The sequence below is a fragment of the Methylobacterium oryzae genome, assembly GCF_036441375.1.
In the GTDB taxonomy this organism is placed as follows: domain Bacteria; phylum Pseudomonadota; class Alphaproteobacteria; order Rhizobiales; family Beijerinckiaceae; genus Methylobacterium; species Methylobacterium oryzae_A.
The window spans coordinates 311356-332495 of sequence record NZ_MLCA01000017.1; the positions used below are offsets into that span (position 1 = coordinate 311356).

Annotated in this window: 15 protein-coding genes, 1 tRNA gene and 1 pseudogene; 2 read left to right on the forward strand and 15 right to left on the reverse strand. The window is 69.2% G+C overall.

What is annotated here, in order from left to right:
* Positions 1-120 precede the first annotated feature (120 nt).
* Positions 121-993, forward strand: coding sequence for a LysR family transcriptional regulator (locus MOTC310_RS32185; protein WP_331304714.1), 873 nt, complete (start codon positions 121-123; stop codon positions 991-993).
* Between the two features lie 6 nt (positions 994-999).
* Here the strand turns inward: MOTC310_RS32185 and greA are convergent, their stop codons facing one another.
* Entirely contained in the window at positions 1000-1473 is a 474-nt protein-coding gene (gene greA, locus MOTC310_RS32190; RefSeq protein WP_331304715.1) for a transcription elongation factor GreA, read from the reverse strand.
* A 129-nt stretch (positions 1474-1602) separates the two neighbouring features.
* On the opposite strand from greA, the gene MOTC310_RS32195 reads away from it, so the two are divergent.
* Positions 1603-2412 (forward strand): class I SAM-dependent methyltransferase, encoded by an 810-nt coding sequence (locus tag MOTC310_RS32195; protein ID WP_331304716.1) that lies wholly within the window; start codon positions 1603-1605, stop codon positions 2410-2412.
* Between the two features lie 12 nt (positions 2413-2424).
* Here the strand turns inward: MOTC310_RS32195 and acuI are convergent, their stop codons facing one another.
* The 14 genes and pseudogenes from acuI to MOTC310_RS32265 form a co-directional block, all read right to left on the reverse strand.
* On the reverse strand, positions 2425-3411 hold the full coding sequence (gene acuI / locus MOTC310_RS32200) for an acrylyl-CoA reductase (NADPH) (RefSeq protein WP_331304717.1): 987 nt from the start codon (positions 3409-3411) through the stop codon (positions 2425-2427).
* 73 nt (positions 3412-3484) lie between these two features.
* Complete coding sequence (locus tag MOTC310_RS32205; RefSeq protein WP_331294687.1) at positions 3485-4081, reverse strand: hypothetical protein; 597 nt, start codon at positions 4079-4081, stop codon at positions 3485-3487.
* A gap of 212 nt (positions 4082-4293) precedes the next feature.
* Positions 4294-5391: a cell wall hydrolase gene (locus MOTC310_RS32210; protein WP_331304746.1), complete on the reverse strand. Its 1098-nt coding sequence runs from the start codon at positions 5389-5391 to the stop codon at positions 4294-4296.
* 410 nt (positions 5392-5801) lie between these two features.
* On the reverse strand, positions 5802-10013 hold the full coding sequence (gene rpoC / locus MOTC310_RS32215; RefSeq protein WP_331294686.1) for a DNA-directed RNA polymerase subunit beta': 4212 nt from the start codon (positions 10011-10013) through the stop codon (positions 5802-5804).
* 178 nt (positions 10014-10191) lie between these two features.
* The gene (gene rpoB / locus MOTC310_RS32220) at positions 10192-14316 is read right to left on the reverse strand and encodes a DNA-directed RNA polymerase subunit beta (RefSeq protein ID WP_331294685.1); all 4125 of its coding nucleotides are present in this window, start codon (positions 14314-14316) and stop codon (positions 10192-10194) included.
* Between the two features lie 244 nt (positions 14317-14560).
* Positions 14561-14938, reverse strand: coding sequence for a 50S ribosomal protein L7/L12 (gene rplL / locus MOTC310_RS32225; protein ID WP_012320773.1), 378 nt, complete (start codon positions 14936-14938; stop codon positions 14561-14563).
* Positions 14939-14987: 49 nt separating this feature from the next.
* Entirely contained in the window at positions 14988-15506 is a 519-nt protein-coding gene (gene rplJ, locus MOTC310_RS32230) for a 50S ribosomal protein L10 (RefSeq protein ID WP_331294684.1), read from the reverse strand.
* A 535-nt stretch (positions 15507-16041) separates the two neighbouring features.
* A complete protein-coding gene (locus MOTC310_RS32235) occupies positions 16042-17685 on the reverse strand; it encodes a B12-binding domain-containing radical SAM protein (RefSeq protein WP_331304718.1) in 1644 nt (547 codons plus the stop codon).
* 304 nt (positions 17686-17989) lie between these two features.
* Positions 17990-18688: a 50S ribosomal protein L1 gene (gene rplA, locus MOTC310_RS32240; RefSeq protein ID WP_331294682.1), complete on the reverse strand. Its 699-nt coding sequence runs from the start codon at positions 18686-18688 to the stop codon at positions 17990-17992.
* Positions 18689-18699: 11 nt separating this feature from the next.
* Entirely contained in the window at positions 18700-19149 is a 450-nt protein-coding gene (gene rplK / locus MOTC310_RS32245) for a 50S ribosomal protein L11 (protein WP_043348285.1), read from the reverse strand.
* 227 nt (positions 19150-19376) lie between these two features.
* Positions 19377-19910, reverse strand: a complete 534-nt coding sequence (nusG, locus tag MOTC310_RS32250) for a transcription termination/antitermination protein NusG (protein WP_012320778.1) — start codon at positions 19908-19910, stop codon at positions 19377-19379.
* Between the two features lie 59 nt (positions 19911-19969).
* Positions 19970-20266 (reverse strand): preprotein translocase subunit SecE, encoded by a 297-nt coding sequence (gene secE / locus MOTC310_RS32255; protein ID WP_331304719.1) that lies wholly within the window; start codon positions 20264-20266, stop codon positions 19970-19972.
* A gap of 182 nt (positions 20267-20448) precedes the next feature.
* A tRNA-Trp gene (locus tag MOTC310_RS32260) sits at positions 20449-20525 on the reverse strand.
* 201 nt (positions 20526-20726) lie between these two features.
* Positions 20727-21101: pseudogene (locus MOTC310_RS32265) on the reverse strand (EF-Tu C-terminal domain-related protein); the annotation flags it as partial.
* Between the last annotated feature and the right edge of the window lie 39 nt (positions 21102-21140).

The window sequence follows — 21140 nt, forward strand, 5'->3', positions numbered from 1 at the left end:
GCGTGTCGGACGTCCGGCCGGATCGTCGGCCGGCGGAAGGCCACTCCATCGCGCATTTGCCGCCTTGCAAGAATGCCCCGACGTGCAAGATTGATCTTGCACAGACGCAAGGATCCGCGCGTGGCGCTCGACTGGGACGACTTCCGGTTCGCGAAGACCGTGGCCGATCGGGGCGGCCTGACCGCGGCGGCGACCGAGCTCGGGATCAACCACTCGACGGCGTTCCGGCGCCTCGCCGCCCTGGAGGCGCGGCTCGGCACGCGCCTGTTCGAGCGGCTGCGCACGGGCTATGTGCCGACCGCCGCCGGGCAGGCGATGATCGACGCGGCCGGACGGATCGAGGCGGACGTGACGCGCTTCGCCCGCGTGGTGGCGGGACAGGGCGAGACACCCTCCGGCGAGCTGCGGGTGACCGCGCCGGCCGGCTTCGCCGCCGACCTGCTGATGCCGATGCTGGCGAGCTTCGCCGAGCGCTATCCGGAGATTCGGATCGACCTCATCCTCGCGGAGGCGACGCTCAACCTCTCGCGCCGGGACGCCGACGTGGCGATCCGGATCAGCCGCGAGCCGAGCGAGACGCTGGTCGGCCGCCGCCTCGCCCTCACGGCTTGGGGAGTCTACGGCCGCGCCGACCGCGCCTACGGTGATCTGGCCCGCGAGGCGTGGATCAGTCCGGGGCCGCTGGTGGCGGGTGGCTCGCTCACGCGGTTCGTGGAGGCGCGGGCGCCCTCCGACCGCGTCCGCCTGCGGGTCAACGCGGTGATCGGTCTCGAAGCGGCGGTCGAGGCCGGCCTCGGCGTCGGCCCGCTTCCCTGCTTCACGGCCGACCTCAATCCGGCGCTGCGACGGCTGTCAGGGCCGCACCCGGAACTCGGGGCGGACCTCTGGATCCTGACGCATCCGGACCTGCGCCACGCGGCGCGGGTCCGGGCCTTCATGGAGCACGTCGCCGAGGCGCTGCTGCCGCTGCGGGCCCGGTTCGAGGGCCGTTGACCCGCCTCAGCGAATCTCGACGACCTCGACCTCGTGGCCGTTCACCTCGACCACGTCGCCGATCGTCTTGCCCGTGATGGCGCGGGCGAGCGGTGCCACGTACGAGATCGAGCCCTTGTGCGGGTCGGCTTCGTCCTCGCCGACGATCCGGAAGGTCTGCCGGGTCTCCTTGCCGGACTCGTCCTCGCGGACCACCGTGACGGTGGAACCGAACTGCACGGTGTCGCCGCCCTTGGGCTCCACGAGCTGCGCGGTGTTCTTCCGGGCCGCCCAGTAGCGCAGGTCGCGCCCGATGCGGGAATCCTCCGCCTTGTCGGCGGGGTCCAGCGAGGCGACCTCCTTCTCGAGACGCGCGACCTCGGCCTCGATCTGCGCGAGCCCCTCCGGCGTGACGAAGTTCGTGTGCGGCGAGATCGGCCGGTCCGGCAGATTCTCGAACGCTTCCCCACCCTCGGGCTCTTTGACGAATGCGACGCTCATGAAGACGCCAACACGCGAGGCACGGCAAAGGTTCCCGCGCGACGGCGGTTCGGCCGGCCCGGCGTTTTCGCCGTGGCGCGACACGGGCACCGCTCGCTAGACTCTCCGGCGATTCATCCGGAGCCGTCGATGTCGTCCCTGTCCGCCGCCGAGGCCGTCGCCGCCAACCGCCAGGCCTGGGATGCCTCCGCGCCGCTGCACCGGAGCGACCCGTCTTGGGACCGGCTGACGCAGAACTTCGCGCGGGATCCCGGCTTCTCCTGCTTCGACCCGCCGATGGAGGCGGCCCTGCGGGCGATCGGCCTCGCCGGGACCTCCGTCGCGCAGCTCTGCTGCAACAACGGGCGGGAGACGGTGTCGCTGATGAATCTCGGCGCCCGGTCGGCGACCGGGTTCGACCAGTCGGAGGCGTTCCTCGCCCAGGCAAGGGACCTCGCCGGCATCGCCGGGCGCGACTGCCGCTTCGTCGCGGGCGACGTGCACGCGATCGACGCGGAGCACGACGGTGCCTACGACCTCGCGGTGATCACCATCGGCGTGCTGGGCTGGATGCCCGACCTGCCGCGCTTCCTCGCCGTGGCGGCGCGCCTCCTGCACCCGGGCGGCCGGATCCTCATCCACGAGGAGCACCCCGTCGTGAACATGTTCGAGCCGCGGGCGGAGCAGCCGCTCCTGGTCCGGCACTCCTATTTCCGCACGGCGCCGTTCGTGGGCGAGGACGCCATCGTGTACGGCGACGGGCCGGCCCCGCGGGTCGGACCGCATTACTGGTTCGCCCATCCCGTCGGGATGCTGATCGAGAGCCTGATCGGTGCGGGCCTCGCGATCGAGCGGTTCCGGGAGTTTCCGGACAACATCAGCACCACGGCCTGCGACGTGCTCGCCGCCGACCGGCTCCTGCCGATGAGCTACCTGCTCCAGGCCCGGAAAGCCGCCTGACGGGCGCCGGACCTACGCCACCGTCACGACGGTCCGGCCTCGGACCTTGCCGGCCAGGATCTCCTCGCCGAGCCGGCCGACCTCCTCCAGGCGGACCGTGCTCGTCATGGCGGCGAGCTTGGCCAGGTCGAGCTCCCGGGCGAGGCGCGCCCAGGCCTCGCGGCGCTTCTTCTGCGGGGTCGTGACGCTGTTGATGCCGAGCAGCGAGACGCCGCGGAGGATGAAGGGCGCCACCGAGGTCGGCAGGTCCATGCCCTGCGCCAGCCCGCAGGCCGCGACGGCGCCGTCCGCCCGGGTCATGGCGAGCACGTTGGCGAGGGTCGTGGAGCCGACGGCGTCGACGCCCGCGGCCCAGCGCTCCTTGCCGAGGGGTTTGCCGGGCTTCGACAGCTCCGCCCGGTCGAGGATCTCGGCGGCCCCGAGGCCCTTCAGGTAATCGGCCTCGCCGTCCCGGCCCGTGGAGGCGATCACGTGCCAGCCGGCCCGGGCGAGGAGCGCCACCGCCACCGAGCCGACGCCGCCCGAGGCGCCGGTGACGATGACCGGACCGTGCTCGGGCTTCACGCCGTGGGCGTCGAGCGCCATGCAGCACAGCATCGCCGTGTAGCCGGCGGTGCCGACCGCCATGGCCTGCTCGGCGGTGAGCCCCTGGGGCAGCGGCACCAGCCAGTCGCCCTTGACACGGGCGCGCTGCGCGTAGGCGCCGAGATGCGTCTCGCCGACGCCCCAGCCGGTGAGCACGACCGCGTCGCCCGGCCGGTACTCCGGGTGGTCCGAGGTCTCGACGATCCCGGAGAAGTCGATGCCTGGGATCATCGGGAAGCGGCGCACCACCGGCGACTTGCCGGTGAGCGCGAGGCCGTCCTTGTAGTTCAGGGTCGAGTGCGTCACCCGCACGGTGACGTCGCCGTCCATCAGGTCGGCGTCGTCGAAGTCCGTGAAGGCGAGGCTCTGGCCGGCCTCGTTCTTCTCGACCACCCAGGCCTTGAACGTCCCCATCGTCACCTCCCGCTTCGCGCGGTGAGGTGTGGCCGGGACGCCCGGAATCAAGACGGGCGCGGTCGTGACCGGCTCAGTATCCCTCGTACCGGCTGCCCGTGTAGAAGCCGAGACCGACGCCGATATCCGAGGAACTGGCCCCGGTGATGCCGAGGGCGTCGGGGATCGAGCCGACGAGCGGGCCGCCGTAGGCCGCGGGCCGGTAGCCGTAGCCGCCGCCATAACCTCCGCCGACCGGCACCCAGCCGGCCCGAGCGGGCGCCACGAGGACGCGACGGCTGACGCTGGCGTATTCCGGCGGGATCGTCTCGGGGATCGACTGCGCCGGGCGGACCAGCACGGTCCGGGTGCGCACCGCGAAGCGCGGCGGCGTCGTCACCCAGCAGCCGATCAGCTCGCCGCCGGGGCCGCGGCTCGTCTGCCAGTAGCGGCCGCCGGGCGAGACCATCACGCGCTCCGAAACCGTGTCGTAGACCGGCGGCGTGGTCCGGTAGACCGTGCGGGGCGGGCGCACCAGCACGTTCTCCTGCACGGTGTCGTAGACCGGCGGCGTGACGACGCGGCGATAGCATTCGGAGCCGTAGCAGCCGCCGGCCTGGGCGGGTGCGGCGAGGAGCACGCCGCCGAGGGCGGCGGCGAGGAGAGCGGTGCGAGCGACCGGCGCGGTCATGGAAGTCCTCTGATACGCATTACTACGAGACGCGGCGCGGACGCGGCGCTCGTCTCGACGTACCAGAGGCCAGACTCGTTGCCCGGCGCGCAAGCATTATCGGGAACGAAGGTAAAATTAACCCTTGGTTTCGACTGCTTAGGCGTCGCCTACCTAGGTAGCATTGTTCGGATCTTGGACAGTCTCTCTTATGAAGTCCGGTCCGGCCCGGGTCAGGTCTGGCCGGCCCGGAGCTGGTAGAAGATGTGCCGGCCGATCACGTCCATCTTCCGCAGGCGGCGGGCCCAGCCCGGACGCACGTAGTCGGCGTGGTAGTGGGTCGCGGCGCCGACCTCGGCGAGGTAGGTCCGGCCCTCGATCACCGAGCGGGCGATGCGGGTGGCGCTCTCCCAGGCGCCGGCATCGGTGATGCGCAGGGACTTGCCCTCGCAGGCGAAGGAGAACTGGCAGCCCATGTAGTGGTGCCGGTTCTGGTAGACGACACCGCAGACGCTCGCCGGGTAGAGGCCGCTCTTCACGCGGTTGAGCACCACCTGGGCGACGGCGGCCTGGCCGGCCTCGGGCTCGCTCCGGGCCTCGAAATAGACCGCCTCGGAGAGGCAGCGCTGCTCCTTGTCGAGGGCGTTCGGGTCGATCAGGTCGGCGTAGCGCCGGCGCGCGTCCTCGGGCACCGGCCCGGCGCTGTCCGGGCGCTCGGTGCGGATCGCGAAATCGGGCAGCGCGAGGCTCGCCGCCGCGATCTCGACCGGGATCGCGTCCGCGGGCGCCGGCGTCGTCGACGACAGGGCGATGGCGCGGGGCACCGGCGGAGTCGAGCCGTCGAAGCGCTCGGGGCCGCCATCCTCGGTGAGGTCGGCGGTCCCCGCGCCCGTGGAGGCGGCGCTGCCGGCGCCGGTCGTGAGGCCGAGATCCGGCACGGGGACGAAGGCGGCTTCCGGCTCGGATTCCGGATCCCAGATCGCGGAGCCCTGCGTCAGCACGCCGGTGACGCTGCCGGTGACGTCGCCGAAGACCAGGGCGCCGCCCGCCTCGCGGAGATTCGCGGCCCGGCGGGCGAAGCTCTCGGCCGGCGGCCGGAAGGGGGCGCCCTTGCCGGCCCGCTGCACCACCGGGAAGACGTGCGCGCCGGTCTTGAAGATCGCCTGGGGCGGCTCGTCGCCGAGGCGGCGCAGGGCCGATCCGATCAGCAGGGTGCCGGGCGGCAGGGGCGGGACCGTGTCGGCATCGATCACCCCGAGCCGGCTCGCCCCGATGGCGTTCTCCGTGCCGGCATCGGCCGTGAACGACACCAGCAGGCCGAGCCCGACCATCCAGGGCGTCAGGGCCGCCGAGAGCCAGCGCAGGCTCGATTCCCGTCCTCGTCTCGTGCCCACGACGCCAGACCCGCACTCACGCACCCGAACCGGCCCGATCCTCCCCGTTTCCAGGGTGTTTCTGCGGCCGCGCCGAATTTATCGCGCGCTATGGTTGAGCCGTCGTTAAGGCCGGAAGGTCGCGCGTGTCTCGATACGGTGCCGGGTTGAAATCTGCCGTCGACGCCTCCCGCGCCGTCGTCACGGGTGGAGCGAAGCGGCCCGGGCCGGCGGGACGTCAGGACGCGCGGCGACGCCCCGGATCGCTTCGCTGCGCTCGCGAAGACGGCGACGTCGAGATGGGCACGCCACAAAGGAAAAGGGCGGCCCGAAGGCCGCCCTCTCTCGTCTCGGACCTGCCGGCCGCCTCACTCGGCGGCGGCGGGCGGAAGCTCCTCGACCGGCATCGCGCCGCTCTCGGCCTGCTTCTGCTGCAGGATCATCGCGTCGCGGCGGCGGGCGATGGAGCGGATATCCGCAACCATCGAGCCCGTGCCGGCCGGGATGAGCGAGCCGACGATCACGTTCTCCTTCAGGCCTTCCAGGGTGTCGACCTTGCCGTTGACCGCAGCCTCGGTGAGGACGCGGGTGGTCTCCTGGAACGAGGCCGCCGAGATGAACGACTTGGTCTGCAGCGACGCCTTGGTGATGCCGAGCAGGACCGGGACGCCCTGGATCGGCTTCTTGCCCTCGGCAAGCAGCTTCTCGTTGTAGTCGGTCAGCTCCGTCCGATCGATCTGGTCACCCGAGAGGATGTCCGAGTCGCCGCCGTCGGTCACTTCGACCTTCTGCAGCATCTGACGGACGATCACCTCGATGTGCTTGTCGTTGATCGACACGCCCTGCAGCCGGTAGACCTCCTGGATCTCGTTGACGAGGTAGGCCGCGAGTTCCTCCACGCCCTTGATCGCCAGGATGTCGTGCGGAGCGGGGTTTCCGTCGACGATGTAATCGCCGAGCTCGACCACGTCCCCGTCCTGCAGGTGGATGTGCTTGCCCTTCGGGATCAGGTACTCGACCGCCTCCGAGCCGTCATGCGGCGTCAGCGTGAGCCGACGCTTGTTCTTGTAGTCGCGGCCGAACGCGATGGTGCCCGACTTCTCGGCGATGATCGCCGCGTCCTTCGGGCGCCGGGCCTCGAACAGCTCCGCCACCCGCGGCAGACCGCCGGTGATGTCGCGGGTCTTGGCCGAGTCGGTCGAGACGCGGGCGAGGATGTCGCCGGCCTTGACCGTCGCGCCCGGGTCGAAGCCGATGATGGCGTCGACCGGCAGGAAGTAGCGGGCGTCCGAGCCGCGGGGCAGCTTGAGCGCCTTGCCGTCCCGGTCGACCACCACCATCGCGGGCTTCAGGTCCGAGGTCCGGGCCGAGCCGCGCCAGTCGACGACCACGCGCTTGGCGATGCCGGTCGACTCGTCGGTGGTCTCGGTCATGGACTGGCCGTCGACCAGGTCCTCGTAGGCCACGATGCCGTCGACCTCGGTGAGGATCGGACGGGTGTAGGGGTCCCACTCGGCGATCCGCTGCCCGCGCTTGATCTTGTCACCCTCGTCGACCCGGAGCTTGGCGCCGTACTGCAGGCGGTGGACCGCCCGCTCGACCCCGTCCGACCCGACGATGACGACCGCCACGTTGCGGCCGGTGGCGATCAGGTCACCGTCCGTGTTCTTGGCGATCGCGCGGTTGCGGATCTTGATCGTGCCCTCGAAGCTCGACTCGATGAAGGACGAGTCGGCGATCTGGGCCGCACCGCCGATGTGGAAGGTGCGCATCGTGAGCTGCGTGCCCGGCTCGCCGATCGACTGCGCCGCGATGACGCCGACGGCCTCGCCCATGTTGACGGGCGTGCCGCGGGCGAGGTCGCGCCCGTAGCAGGTGGCGCAGACGCCGCTCTTGGTCGCGCAGACCAGCACCGAGCGGATCTTCACCTCCTGGATGCCGGCGGCGTTGATCGCCGGCAGGTGCCGCTCCTCGATGGTCTCGCCGGTCTTGACGATCACCGTGCCGTCCGCGGCCACCAGATCCTCGGCCGTGGCGCGGCCGAGGATGCGGGTGGCGAGCGTCGCCACGACCTGACCGGCATCCACGATGGCGCGCATCTTGATGCCGCTCGTCGTGCCGCAATCCACCTCGCGGATGACGGCGTCCTGGGCCACGTCGACGAGGCGGCGGGTCAGGTAGCCGGAGTTGGCGGTCTTCAGGGCGGTGTCGGCCAGGCCCTTACGGGCACCGTGCGTGGAGTTGAAGTACTCCAGAACGTCCAGGCCTTCCTTGAAGTTCGAGATGATCGGGGTCTCGATGATCTCGCCCGACGGCTTGGCCATGAGGCCGCGCATCGCCGCGAGCTGCTTCATCTGGGCAGGCGAGCCGCGGGCACCCGAGTGGCTCATCATGTAGATCGAGTTGACCTGCTTGTCCGCCCCGTGCTCGTCCTTCTGGACGGCCGAGATGCGGCCCATCATCTCGGCGGCCAGCTTGTCCGAGCACTTGGCCCAGGCATCGACCACCTTGTTGTACTTCTCGCCCTGGGTGATCAGGCCGTCGTTGTACTGCTGCTCGTAATCCTTCACGAGCGCGCGGGTCGTGTCGACGATCGACCACTTGTTCTCCGGCACGACCATGTCGTCCTTGCCGAAGGAGATGCCGGCCTTGAACGCGTGGGTGAAGCCCAGCGCCATGATCCGGTCGCAGAAGATCACCGACTCCTTCTGACCGCAGTGGCGGTAGACGGTGTCGATCATCGCCGAGATCTCCTTCTTGGTCATCAGCTTGTTGACGACGTCGAAGGGCACCTTGGCGTGCTTCGGCAGGGCGCCGGAGAGGATCACGCGGCCGGGGGTGGTCTCGTAGGTCTTGGTCAGGGGCTCGCCGTCCGGGCCGATGCCGGTCCAGCGCCACTTGATCTTCGAGTGCAGCGATACGGCCTTGGCGGCCAGGGCGTGCTCGAGCTCGCCCATGTCGCCGTAGACGCCCTGCATCGGGTTCTTGGCGTTGTCGGGCTTGTACTCGCCCGGCGCGCCCTCGGCCACGATCGACAGGTAGTAGAGGCCGAGAACGATGTCCTGCGACGGCACGATGATCGGCTGACCGTTGGCCGGGTGCAGGATGTTGTTCGTCGACATCATCAGGACGCGCGCTTCCAGCTGCGCCTCGAGCGACAGCGGGACGTGCACGGCCATCTGGTCGCCGTCGAAGTCGGCGTTGAACGCGGCGCAGACCAGCGGGTGCAGCTGGATGGCCTTGCCCTCGATCAGCTTCGGCTCGAAGGCCTGGATGCCGAGGCGGTGCAGCGTCGGCGCGCGGTTCAGCATCACCGGGTGCTCGCGGATCACCTCATCGAGGATGTCCCAGACCTCCGGCTTCTCCTTCTCGACGAGCTTCTTGGCCTGCTTGACGGTGGCCGAGAACCCCTTGGCGTCGAGGCGCGCGTAGATGAATGGCTTGAACAGCTCCAGCGCCATCTTCTTGGGCAGGCCGCACTGGTGCAGCTTCAGCTCCGGGCCGACCACGATGACCGAGCGGCCCGAGTAGTCGACGCGCTTGCCGAGCAGGTTCTGGCGGAACCGGCCCTGCTTGCCCTTCAGCATGTCGGCGAGCGACTTCAGCGGGCGCTTGTTGGCGCCCGTGATGACGCGGCCGCGGCGGCCGTTGTCGAACAGGGCGTCGACCGCCTCCTGCAGCATCCGCTTCTCGTTGCGGATGATGATGTCGGGCGCGCGCAGCTCGATCAGCCGCTTCAGGCGGTTGTTGCGGTTGATGACGCGGCGGTACAGGTCGTTCAGGTCGGAGGTCGCGAAGCGGCCGCCGTCCAGCGGGACCAGCGGGCGCAGGTCCGGCGGGATCACCGGCACGACCGTGAGGATCATCCATTCCGGCTTGTTGCCGGACATCTGGAAGGCCTCGATGATCTTGAGCCGCTTCAGGAGCTTCTTGGGCTTCAGCTCCGAGGTGGTGACCGCGATCTCCTCGCGCAGATCGTTGGCGATCTTGTCGAGGTCGAGCTCCTGCAGGATGCGCCGGATGGCCTCGGCGCCGATCATGGCGGTGAACGAGTCCTCGCCGTACTCCTCCTGGGCGCGCAGGTACTCCTCCTCCGACAGGAGCTGACGCTCCTTCAGGGGGGTGAGGCCTGGCTCGATGACGCAGTACGACTCGAAGTACAGGATCCGCTCGAGGTCCTTGAGCGCCATGTCGAGCAGCAGGCCGATGCGGCTCGGCAGCGACTTCAGGAACCAGATGTGCGCGACGGGGGCGGCCAGCTCGATATGGCCCATGCGGTCGCGCCGGACGCGCGCGAGGGTGACCTCGACGCCGCACTTCTCGCAGATGACGCCCTTGTACTTCATCCGCTTGTACTTGCCGCACAAGCACTCGTAGTCCTTGATCGGCCCGAAGATGCGCGCGCAGAACAGGCCGTCGCGCTCGGGCTTGAAGGTCCGATAGTTGATGGTCTCGGGCTTCTTGATCTCGCCGTACGACCAGGAGAGGATCTTCTCCGGGGACGAGATCGAGATCTTAATCTGGTCGAAGCTGACCGGCGTGGCCTGCTGGTTGAATAGGTTCATGACCTCTTGGTTCATGATCCGCTCCTTGTTGACGCCGGCAGCCCCGCGCCGGGCCACCGCGTCCTGAAAAAGATCCGGCGCCGCGCCCCGCGCGGGCGCTGCTCACCGTCGTCGAACCCCGGAAGGCCCCTCCCCTTCCCGCTCGACCGTGGCGGCGGGCAACCGCCGCCACGGGAGGTGTGGCTCTCTTGGCTTACTCGGCCGCGTCCGCCGGCGGCTCCAGCTGGTCGTTGGCCGCCTTCTTAGAGGAGGTGAGCTCGACGTTGAGGCCGAGCGAGCGCATCTCCTTGACGAGCACGTTGAACGACTCGGGGATGCCGGCCTCGAAGGTGTCGTCGCCGCGGACGATCGCCTCGTAGACCTTGGTGCGGCCGGCCACGTCGTCCGACTTCACCGTCAGCATCTCCTGCAGCGTGTAGGCCGCGCCGTAGGCCTCCAGCGCCCAGACCTCCATCTCGCCGAAGCGCTGGCCGCCGAACTGCGCCTTGCCGCCCAGCGGCTGCTGGGTGACGAGCGAGTACGGGCCGATCGAGCGCGCGTGGATCTTGTCGTCCACGAGGTGGTGGAGCTTCAGCATGTAGATGTAGCCCATCGTCACCTTGCGGTCGAAGGGCTCGCCGGTGCGCCCGTCGTAGAGCGTCGACTGCGCCGAGCGGTCGAGACCGGCCATCTCCAGCATCTGCTCGATGTCGGCCTCCTTGGCGCCGTTGAACACCGGGGTGGCCATCGGCACGCCGCGGCGGACGTTGTTGCCGGCCTCGGCCAGCTCCTCGTCCGTCAGGCCGTCGAGCTCGCCCGGGGAGTAGATCGCCTTCATCTCCTCCCGCAGCGGCGCGATGTCCTGCGACTTCAGATAGGCATCCACCGCCTTCGACACCTTGCGACCCAGGCCCGCAGCCGCCCAGCCCAGGTGTGTCTCCAGGATCTGGCCGACGTTCATGCGCGAGGGCACGCCCAGCGGGTTGAGCACGATGTCGGCATGCGTCCCGTCCTCCAGGAACGGCATGTCCTCGATCGGCACGATCCGCGACACGACACCCTTGTTGCCGTGACGGCCGGCCATCTTGTCGCCCGGCTGGATCTTGCGCTTCACCGCCACGAAGACCTTGACCATCTTCATGACGCCGGGGGGCAGCTCGTCGCCGCGCTGCAGCTTCTCGACCTTGTCGAGGAAGCGCTGCTCGAGGCGCTTCTTCGACTCGTCGTACTGCTTCTGCATCGCCTCCATCTCGGTCATGAGACGGTCCTCGATGACGGCGAACTGCCACCATTGCGAGCGCGGGTAGTCGTTGATCAGCTCGCGGGTGAGCGTGGTGTCCTTCTTGAAGCCCTTCGGGCCGGCCACCGGCGCCTGGCCGATCAGCACGTCCGCCAGGCGGGCGTAGGTGTTGCGGTCGAGGATCGCCTGCTCGTCGTCGCGGTCCTTGGCGAGCCGCTCGATCTCCTCGCGCTCGATCGCCTGGGCGCGCTCGTCCTTGTCGACGCCGTGGCGGTTGAACACCCGGACCTCGACGATCGTGCCGGTGACGCCCGGCGGCACCCGCAGCGAAGTGTCGCGCACGTCCGAGGCCTTCTCGCCGAAGATGGCGCGGAGCAGCTTCTCCTCCGGCGTCATCGGGCTCTCGCCCTTCGGGGTGATCTTGCCGACGAGGATGTCGCCGGCGTTCACCTCGGCGCCGATATAGACGATGCCGGCCTCGTCGAGGTTCTTGAGCGCCTCCTCGGAGACGTTCGGGATGTCGCGGGTGATCTCCTCCGGCCCGAGCTTGGTGTCGCGGGCCATCACCTCGAACTCCTCGATGTGGATCGAGGTGAACACGTCATCCTTCACGATCCGCTCGGAGAGCAGGATCGAGTCCTCGAAGTTGTAGCCGTTCCACGGCATGAACGCGACGAGCACGTTCCGGCCGAGCGCCAGCTCGCCGAACTCGGTCGAGGGACCGTCGGCGATGATCTCGCCCTTCTTCACGAACTCGCCGACGCGGACCAGCGGCTTCTGCGTGATGCAGGTCGACTGGTTGGAGCGCTGGAACTTCTGCAGCCGGTAGATGTCGACGCCCGGCTTGTTGGCGTCGGCCTCCTCGGTGGCGCGGATGACGATACGGGTGGCGTCCACCTGATCGACGATGCCGGCCCGGCGGGCCGCGATGGCGGCGCCGGAATCCCGGGCGACCACCGCCTCCATGCCGGTGCCCACGAACGGGGCGTCGGCGCGGACCAGCGGCACCGCCTGGCGCTGCATGTTCGAGCCCATGAGCGCGCGGTTGGCGTCGTCGTTCTCGAGGAACGGGATCAGCGCCGCGGCGACCGACACGAGCTGCTTCGGCGACACGTCCATGAGGTCGACGCGCTCAGGACCGACGACGATCACCTCGCCGGCCCGGCGGCAGACCACGAGGTCCTCCGTGAGCTTGCGGTTCTCGTCCATCTGGGCGTTCGCCTGGGCGACGTAGTACTTCGCCTCCTCCATGGCCGAGAGGTAGGCGACCTCGTCGGTGACCACGCCGTCGCGCACGCGCCGGAACGGGGTCTCGATGAAGCCGTACTTGTTCACCCGCGCGAAGGTGGCGAGCGAGTTGATCAGGCCGATGTTCGGGCCTTCCGGCGTCTCGATCGGGCAGATGCGGCCGTAGTGGGTCGGGTGCACGTCGCGCACCTCGAAGCCGGCGCGCTCGCGGGTCAGACCGCCCGGGCCGAGCGCCGAGAGGCGGCGCTTGTGCGTCACCTCGGAGAGCGGGTTGGTCTGGTCCATGAACTGCGACAGCTGCGACGAGCCGAAGAACTCGCGCACGGCCGCGGCCGCGGGCTTCGCGTTGATCAGGTCCTGCGGCATGACCGTGTCGATATCGACCTGGCTCATGCGCTCGCGGATGGCGCGCTCCATGCGCAGGAGGCCCAGGCGGTATTGGTTCTCCATGAGCTCGCCCACCGAGCGGACGCGGCGATTGCCGAGGTGGTCGATGTCGTCGACCTCGCCCTTGCCGTCGCGCAGCTCCACGAGCGCCTTGACCACCGCCAGCATGTCCTCCTTGCGGAGGGTGCGGACCGTGTCGGCGGCGTCGAGGTCGAGGCGCATGTTCATCTTCACGCGGCCGACCGCCGAGAGGTCGTAGCGCTCGGAATCGAAGAACAGCGAGTGGAACATCGCCTCGGCGGTCTCGAGGGTCGGCGGCTCGCCCGGGCGCATCACCCGGTAGATGTCGAACAGCGCGCCCTCGCGGCTGGAGTTCTTGTCGACCGCCAGCGTGTTGCGGATGTAGGGGCCGATGTTGATGTGGTCGATGTCGAGCACCGGCAGCTCGGTGATCCCGACGTCCTCCAGGCTCTTCAGGAGCTTGTCGGTGACCTCCTCGCCGGCCTCGGCCCAGATCTCACCCGTCTGCGCGTTGACCAGATCCTCGGCGACGTACTGGCCGACGAGATCCTCGTCGGTCGCCTTGAGGAACTTGGTGCCCTTCTCGGTGATCTGGCGGGCGTTGCGGGCGTTCAGCTTCTTGCCGGCCTCGAGCACGACCTCGCCGGAATCGGCGTCGATCAGGTCGACGGTGGCCTTCAGGCCCTTCATGCGCTCGGCGTCGAACGGCACGCGCCAGTCGGCGCCGTCCCGGTCGTAGACGACCTTGTTGTAGAAGGTCGACAGGATCTCCTCGCCGTCCAGACCCAGGGCGTAGAGCAGCGACGTCGCCGGCAGCTTGCGCTTCCGGTCGATGCGGACGTGCACGATGTCCTTGGCGTCGAACTCGACGTCGAGCCAGGAGCCCCGGTACGGGATGATGCGGGCGGCGAACAGGAGCTTGCCCGAGGAGTGGGTCTTGCCCTTGTCGTGGTCGAAGAACACGCCCGGCGAGCGGTGCATCTGCGAGACGATGACGCGCTCGGTGCCGTTGACGATGAAGGTGCCGTTCTCCGTCATCAGGGGCATGTCGCCCATGTAGACGTCCTGCTCCTTGATGTCCTTGACCGACTTGGCCTGGGTGTCGGGATCGACATCGAACACGATCAGGCGCAGCGTGACCTTCAGCGGCGCCGCGAAGGTGATGCCGCGCTGGCGGCACTCGTCCACGTCGTACTTCGGGGCCTCGAAGGTGTAGCGCACGAACTCGAGCAGCGCCGTGGAGGCGAAGTCGGAGATCGGGAACACCGACTTGAACACGCTCTGCAGCCCCTCGTCGGCGCGCCCGCCCTCGGGCTCGTCGACCATCAGGAACTGGTCGTAGGACGCCTTCTGAACCTCGATGAGGTTCGGCATCTCGGCAACTTCCTTGATCTTGCCGAAGAACTTCCGAATGCGCTTGCGACCGACCAGCGTGTTGGCCATGTGACCTCGCTCCTACCCGCGTGCCTCGCGCCCGGGGAAGCGTTCCCGAAAGGGACCTCCCGCGCCGGGCCGTGACGCGCGCCCCGCCGGGCCGCGCCACCGAACCGAATCTCTTGCCGGTCCCTTCCGGGACCATCCGCCGAAGCGGCCTAAAGCCCGCGGGCGCTGACCCGCGGGCTCCGGTCACGACAGGCTCGCAAGGAGCCTCCGTGGGGTGATGGGCCGGGACCGGCCCATCGTCGACTTACTTGAGCTCGATCTTGGCGCCGGCCTTCTCGAGCTGGGCCTTGAGCTTCTCGGCCTCGTCCTTGGCGACGCCTTCCTTGACCGGCTTCGGCGCGCCCTCGACCAGGTCCTTGGCCTCCTTGAGGCCGAGGCCGGTGATCGCGCGGACCTCCTTGATGACCTCGATCTTCTTGTCGCCCGCGGAGGCGAGGACGACCGTGAACTCGGTCTGCTCCTCGACGGCAGCGGCGGCGCCACCGGCGGCCGGGCCGGCGGCGACGGCGACGGCAGCGGCGGCCGAGACGCCCCACTTCTCCTCGAGCATCTTGGCCAGGTCAGCGGCCTCGAGCACGGTCAGCGAGGACAGGTCGTCGACGAGCTTGGCGAGATCAGCCATTGTGAATTCCTCTCAGATATCGGTTTGAACGGATGGATTTTGAAGGGCCTCAGGCGGCCTCGTCCTTCTTGGCATAGGCCCCGAACACGCGGGCGAGCTTGGAAGCCGGCGCGTTGACGACCTGAGCGATCTTCGTCGCGGGCGCCTGCACGAGGCCCACGATCTTGGCGCGCAGTTCGTCGAGGGACGGGAGCGAGGCGAGCGCCTTCACGCCGTCCGGGTTCAGGGCGGTCTTCCCCATCGCGCCGCCGAGGATCACGAGCTTGTCGTTGGCCTTGGCGAAATCGACCGCGACCTTCGCGGCTGCGACCGGATCGCCGGAATAGGCGAGCAGGGTCGGGCCCTTCAGGAGCGGCTTGATGGAGGCGACGTCCGTGCCATCGAGTGCGATGCCGGCGAGGCTGTTCTTGGCGACCTTCACGGTGGCGCCGGCCTGCTTCATCTGCGCGCGCAGCTTCTGCATGTCGGCGACCGTGAGGCCCTTGTAGTGGGCCACGACGACGACGGCGCTCTGATTGAACACGCCGTTGAGCGTCGAGACGAGATCAGCTTTAGCTGTCCGGTCCACTGGGCTCTCTCCGGTTGGCGGAACCCGGTCTCGGGTCCGCCGGTTGCACATGCCGCCCGGACGTGGTCTCGGCCTTCAGAAGACCGGGAACGTCCGAACGACGCTTCGCGGCCCTGTCCCCGCGCGCGCCCCTTCGGGCCGCCTCGGGCGAGTTGGTTCAAACCGACACCCCTCCGCGGCGCGAACCGAGGCGAGGCGTTTTGAATTCGGTCTTCCCCGTCTGTGCAGGCTGGCGGATTAAGCCGGCGAACCGGCACCTGCAGTCTCGGACAGGACATGGCCGGACAAGGCTCCGCGGGGCTCGTCGCCCCTGGGATCCTTCCGGCCAGTGCCACCCGGTTGCCCGGGCGACATTTCGAGCGGAAACCGGCCGATCGGCCGTTCTCCTTCCGTGAGGATGAAATGCGTGAGGCGCGGTGTATAGAGCCTAGCAAGCCGCCTGCCAAGGGCCGGAACGCGACTTTTCCGCCGCAGGCAAGGACTTGTGCGGGAGCCCTGACGCGGCTGCATCGCTCCGACGGGCCCGCGACCCGGGCTACGCCGCCTCGCGCTCCGGCACCAGCTTGCGCCGCGCCGCCTCCCACCAGCTCCGGTCGCGGGCCTCCTTCGCCTCCGCGGCCTTCGCGGCGTAGAACGAGGCGTTGTGCTCGCCGCGCAGGGCCTCGCGGGTGAAGCGGATCAGGTGGTGGGCGACGAAGCCCATGTTGAACACCGCCTCGATCTGCCCGCGCTTCAGCGCGTAGCCGGCCGCGCTCCAGAACGGCTTGCGGTAGTCGGAGAAGATCCCGACCCGGGTGATGATGTTGAAGCCCAGGATCAGGCCGCGGCGCAGGTTGGTGACGGTGAGCTTGCCGGCGGTCGGCGTGGTGATGCGGTTCGGGTAGGTCACCGCGCACTGGTGCTTGAACCGCTCGAAGATCTTCTCGGGTTCGTAGGCGTGGGCGATCGCCCGGCGCCAGCTGCTGACTACGGAATCGTGGGGCCGCTTGAACAGGACGTTCGATTCGAGGCTGGCGTCGTGCAGCAGCCGGCCCTCGCGCTCCAGCCGGTCCCAGAGCGGCGTCTTGGGCAGCGCCTGGAGCAGGTTGATGGTCAGGACCGGGATCGCCGAGCGGTCGATGAAGTCGATCAGGTTCTGCTCGGATTTGTCGGTGTCCGAGTCGAGGCCGAGGATGATGCCCGAGGTCACCTCGAGCCCGTAGGAATTCAGCGTCTCGATCGCCTCATACATCGGCACGGCGGCGTTGTGGGTCTTGTCGATGCCCTTGAGCGCCTCCGCCTCCGGCGTCTCGATGCCGACGAACACCGTCATGAAATTGGCCTGCCGCATCAGCTCGAGGATCTCGGGCTGCTTGGCCATGTTCAGCGTCGCCTCGCAGGCGAACTGCAGCGGGTAGTTGTTCTTCTTCTGCCATTCCACGAGGTGCGGCAGCATCTCGCGGGTCGCCTTGCGGTTGCCGATGAAATTGTCGTCGACGAAGTAGACCACCGCCGGGTGGCCCGGCTGGCTGACGATGGCGTCGAGTTCGGCGCACATCTGCTCGGGGCTCTTCAGGCGCGGCTGGCGGCCGTAGAGCTGCGGGATGTCGCAGAACTCGCAGCGGTAGGGGCAGCCCGAGGAGAATTGCAGGGAGCCGATCAGGTAGCGCTTGAGCGGTGCCCGCTCGTAGGCGGGGGCCGGGAAGTCGGCGAGCGCGAGGCGGTCCTTCGTCTCCAGCACCACCTGGGCGGGCGGGGGCGTCAGGTCGGCGTCGAGGCGCGCGACGAGCGCGTCGGTGGCGTCGCCGATCTCGCCGATATGGAGGTAGTCGAAGTCGCCGTACTTCTCCGGAGCGCCCGAGACCGAGGGGCCGCCCAGCACCGTGACCCTGCCGGCCGCGCGTGCGCGGTCGCGGATGTCGTGGATCTGCGGCTCCTGGATATGCATCCCGGAGACGAAGACCGCGTCGGCCCAGGCGAAGTCGGCCGGGCCCGCGCGGCGGATATTCTCATCGATGAACCGGCATTCCCACGCCTCGGGCATGTAGGCCGCGATCAGCAGCAGCCCCTGCGGCGGCATGAACGCCTTCACCCCGCCCATCAGCGGGTAGGCGTGCGAGAATGTCCCGAAGGACGGCGTGTAGGCGGGAAAGACGCACAGGATGCGTCGCTTGGAGGTGACCGTCAGGGTGCATCGCATGGCGGCCTATCTAGCACAGCCGCGGGCGTTGGCGCCCCCCTCGGCGGTTAAGAATGGCGTGAGGGACGCGGGTTCGGGGCCGCCACCGCGGCTTGTCTTCCTGTCGCGTCCCCGACCCTACTCCGCCGGTGCCGCGCGCGCCCGGGACGGGGACGCGCCCCGTCCGGCACCGCCCCCATCCGGAACGGGCGGGGTCGCGGCGAAACCCGTTCGGGGACTCGGCGTGAGCTGCCCCCCCTCCGCAACGCAGAACGCCCGGCCGTTCCCGGCCGGGCGCTCCGCAGCGTGGACGATTCGTCTCGCCTCAGGCGGTCAGAACCGTGTTCGGCTCGACCTTCACGCCCGGGCCCATCGTCGAGGTGACGGCGATGCGCTGAACGTAGGTGCCCTTGGCGCCCGCGGGCTTGGCCTTGGCCACGGCGTCCGCGAAGGCCTTGATGTTCTCGACGAGCTTGTCGGCGTCGAACGAGACCTTGCCGACGCCGGCATGGACGATGCCGGCCTTCTCGACGCGGAACTCGACCGAGCCGCCCTTGGCGCCGGCGACGGCGCCCTTCACGTCCATGGTGACGGTGCCGACCTTCGGGTTCGGCATCAGGCCGCGCGGGCCCAGCACCTTACCGAGACGGCCGACCAGCGGCATCATGTCCGGGGTGGCGATGCAGCGATCGAACTCGATCTTGCCGCCCTGCACGATCTCCAGGAGGTCCTCGGCGCCGACGATGTCGGCACCCGCGGCCTTGGCGTCGTCCGCCTTGGCGCCGCGGGCGAAGACCGCCACGCGCACCGTCCGGCCGGAGCCGTTCGGCAGGTTGCAGACGCCGCGGACCATCTGGTCGGCGTGGCGGGGATCGACGCCGAGATTCATCGAGACCTCGACGGTCTCGTCGAACTTCGCGGTGGCCCGCTCCTTCACCAGCTTGATCGCCTCGTCGAGGGGATAGAGCTTGGTGACCTCGATGCCCTCGCGGGCGGCGCGGATGCGCTTGCCTTCCTTAGCCATGATGTCCTCCCTCAGGCCGTGACTTCGAGGCCCATGGCCCGGGCGGAGCCGCGGATCATGGCAACGGCCGACTCGATCGAGTCGCAGTTGAGGTCGGGCATCTTCTTCTCGGCGATCTCGCGCAGCTGCGCCTCGGAGATCTTGCCGACGGTCGGGCCCTTGCCCGGGGTCTTGGAGCCGGAGGCCGGCTTCTTGCCGAGCTTCAGGCCGACGGCCTTCTTCAGGAAGAAGGTGACCGGGGGCTGCTTCATTTCGAAAGTGAAGGAGCGGTCCTGATACGCGGTGATGATCACCGGGATCGGGGTGCCCTTCTCCATCTGCGCGGTCTTCGCGTTGAAGGCCTTGCAGAATTCCATGATGTTGAGGCCGCGCTGACCGAGCGCGGGACCGATCGGCGGCGACGGGTTCGCCGCGCCGGCCGGGACCTGAAGCTTCACGTAGCCCGTGATCTTCTTCGCCATGGGACTGCTCCCAATGAAAATCCGCCCCCACGCGGCCTGAAGCGCGGCGGGTCGGACGGTTGCAGGTCGCGGTGCGAGCCGTGGATCCCGGAGGCGAAGCCGGGCGGTTCTCCCGCGGATGGTGCCGCAGCCTCAGCAGGATGCGGCGGCTTCGCGACCTCCGCACCCGGTGAGGGTGCGGCGGTCGGAAAAGGCGGGCGGCCGCAGGGCCGCCGCGATCGGGAGGCTCAGGCCTTCTCGACCTGGGCGTATTCGAGCTCGACCGGCGTGGCGCGGCCGAAGATCGACACGGCCACCTTAAGGCGGGAGCGGGCGTCGTCGATCTCCTCGACGGTGCCGTTGAAGCTGGCGAACGGGCCGTCGGCGACCCGGACGGTCTCGCCGATCTCGAAGGAGATCGAGGGCTTGGGCCGGTCGACGCCCTCGGCGACCTGGCCCTTGATCCGCTCGGCCTCGGCGTCCGGGATCGGCACCGGCTTCGACTTGTCGGCGCCGAGGAAGCCCGTGACCTTCGGGGTGTTCTTGATCAGGTGGTAGACCTCGTCGGTGAGGTCGCACTTCACCAGCACGTAGCCGGGGAAGAACTTGCGCTCGGCATCGACCTTCCGGCCGCGGCGGACCTCCACGACCTTCTCGGTCGGGACCATCACCTCGTCGAACAGCTCGGTCAGCCCGCGCTGGGCCGCCTGGTCCTTGATGGACTGGGCGACCTTGTTCTCGAAGTTCGAGTAGGCGTGGACGATGTACCAGCGCTTCGACACGGTTCCGTTCAACTCCGACAAGTCCCCGGGGGCCTACCCCGATCGGCGGCGAGCCGCCCTCAGACGCCCAGGATCAGCCCGACCAAGAAGCGCAGGGCCTGGTCCACGACCGTGAAGAACACGCTCGCGGCCACGACCATCACGAACACCATGATCGTCGTGATCGTGGTCTCCCGGCGGGTCGGCCACGTGACCTTGCGCGCCTCGTCGCGGACCTGCGCGAAGAACTCGCCCGGCGTGGCGCGCTTCTGCGGCGCGCGGGCGGGCGTCGCCGGCCGGGCCGGCGGCGGGTTCGCGGGACCGCGGGCTGCGCCGCGCACCAGGTCCACCTTCTTGGTCGCTTCGTTCGATGCCATGGCGCCAGTGTCTGTGCGTGTTCGGCCCCGAGGCAGAGACCGCATCCGGGAACGCGAATGTCGGCGCCGAGGACCCGGATGGGCCCGCACCGACGGTCGCTTCAGATCTCGGATTGCGCCCGCTCTAGCGCAACTCCCCCGGCTTGTCGACCGGGCCACCGCGCGGGATCGGGCTGAATGTCTGGCAGGAGTGGAGGGACTCGAACCCGCAACCTCCGGTTTTGGAGACCGGCGCTCTGACCAGTTGAGCTACACTCCTAGCGCACCGCCCAATGCCCCATCGCGGCGCGGCTTGCAAGGGGTCGCGCGCGGGAAGTGGCTGGGAAGGGGTCGGGGAGCGGCCGGGAAGCGGCGCCGCGCAGCCCCGCCGCCCGCCCGGAACGACGACGCCGGCCCCCGTCGAGACGGGGACCGGCGCCGGAGAAGCGGGGCGGCGCGCGGCTCCGCCCCGGATCGGTTGTCAGTCGTTGATGGCGGCGACGACGCCGGCGCCGACGGTGCGGCCGCCCTCGCGGATGGCGAAGCGCAGCTTCTCCTCCATGGCGACCGGCACGATCAGCGCCACGTCCATGGTCACGTTGTCGCCCGGCATCACCATCTCGGTGCCCTCGGGCAGCGTGCAGATCCCGGTCACGTCCGTGGTCCGGAAGTAGAATTGCGGCCGGTAGTTGGTGAAGAACGGCGTGTGGCGGCCGCCCTCCTCCTTGGTCAGGATGTACGCCTCGGCCTTGAACTTCGAGTGCGGCTTCACCGAACCCGGCTTGCACACGACCTGGCCGCGCTCCACGTCCTCGCGCTTCGTGCCGCGCAGGAGCACGCCGACGTTGTCGCCCGCNGGCGGCGCGCCGCGTTCCGCCAGGGCGGCGGCGCGCAC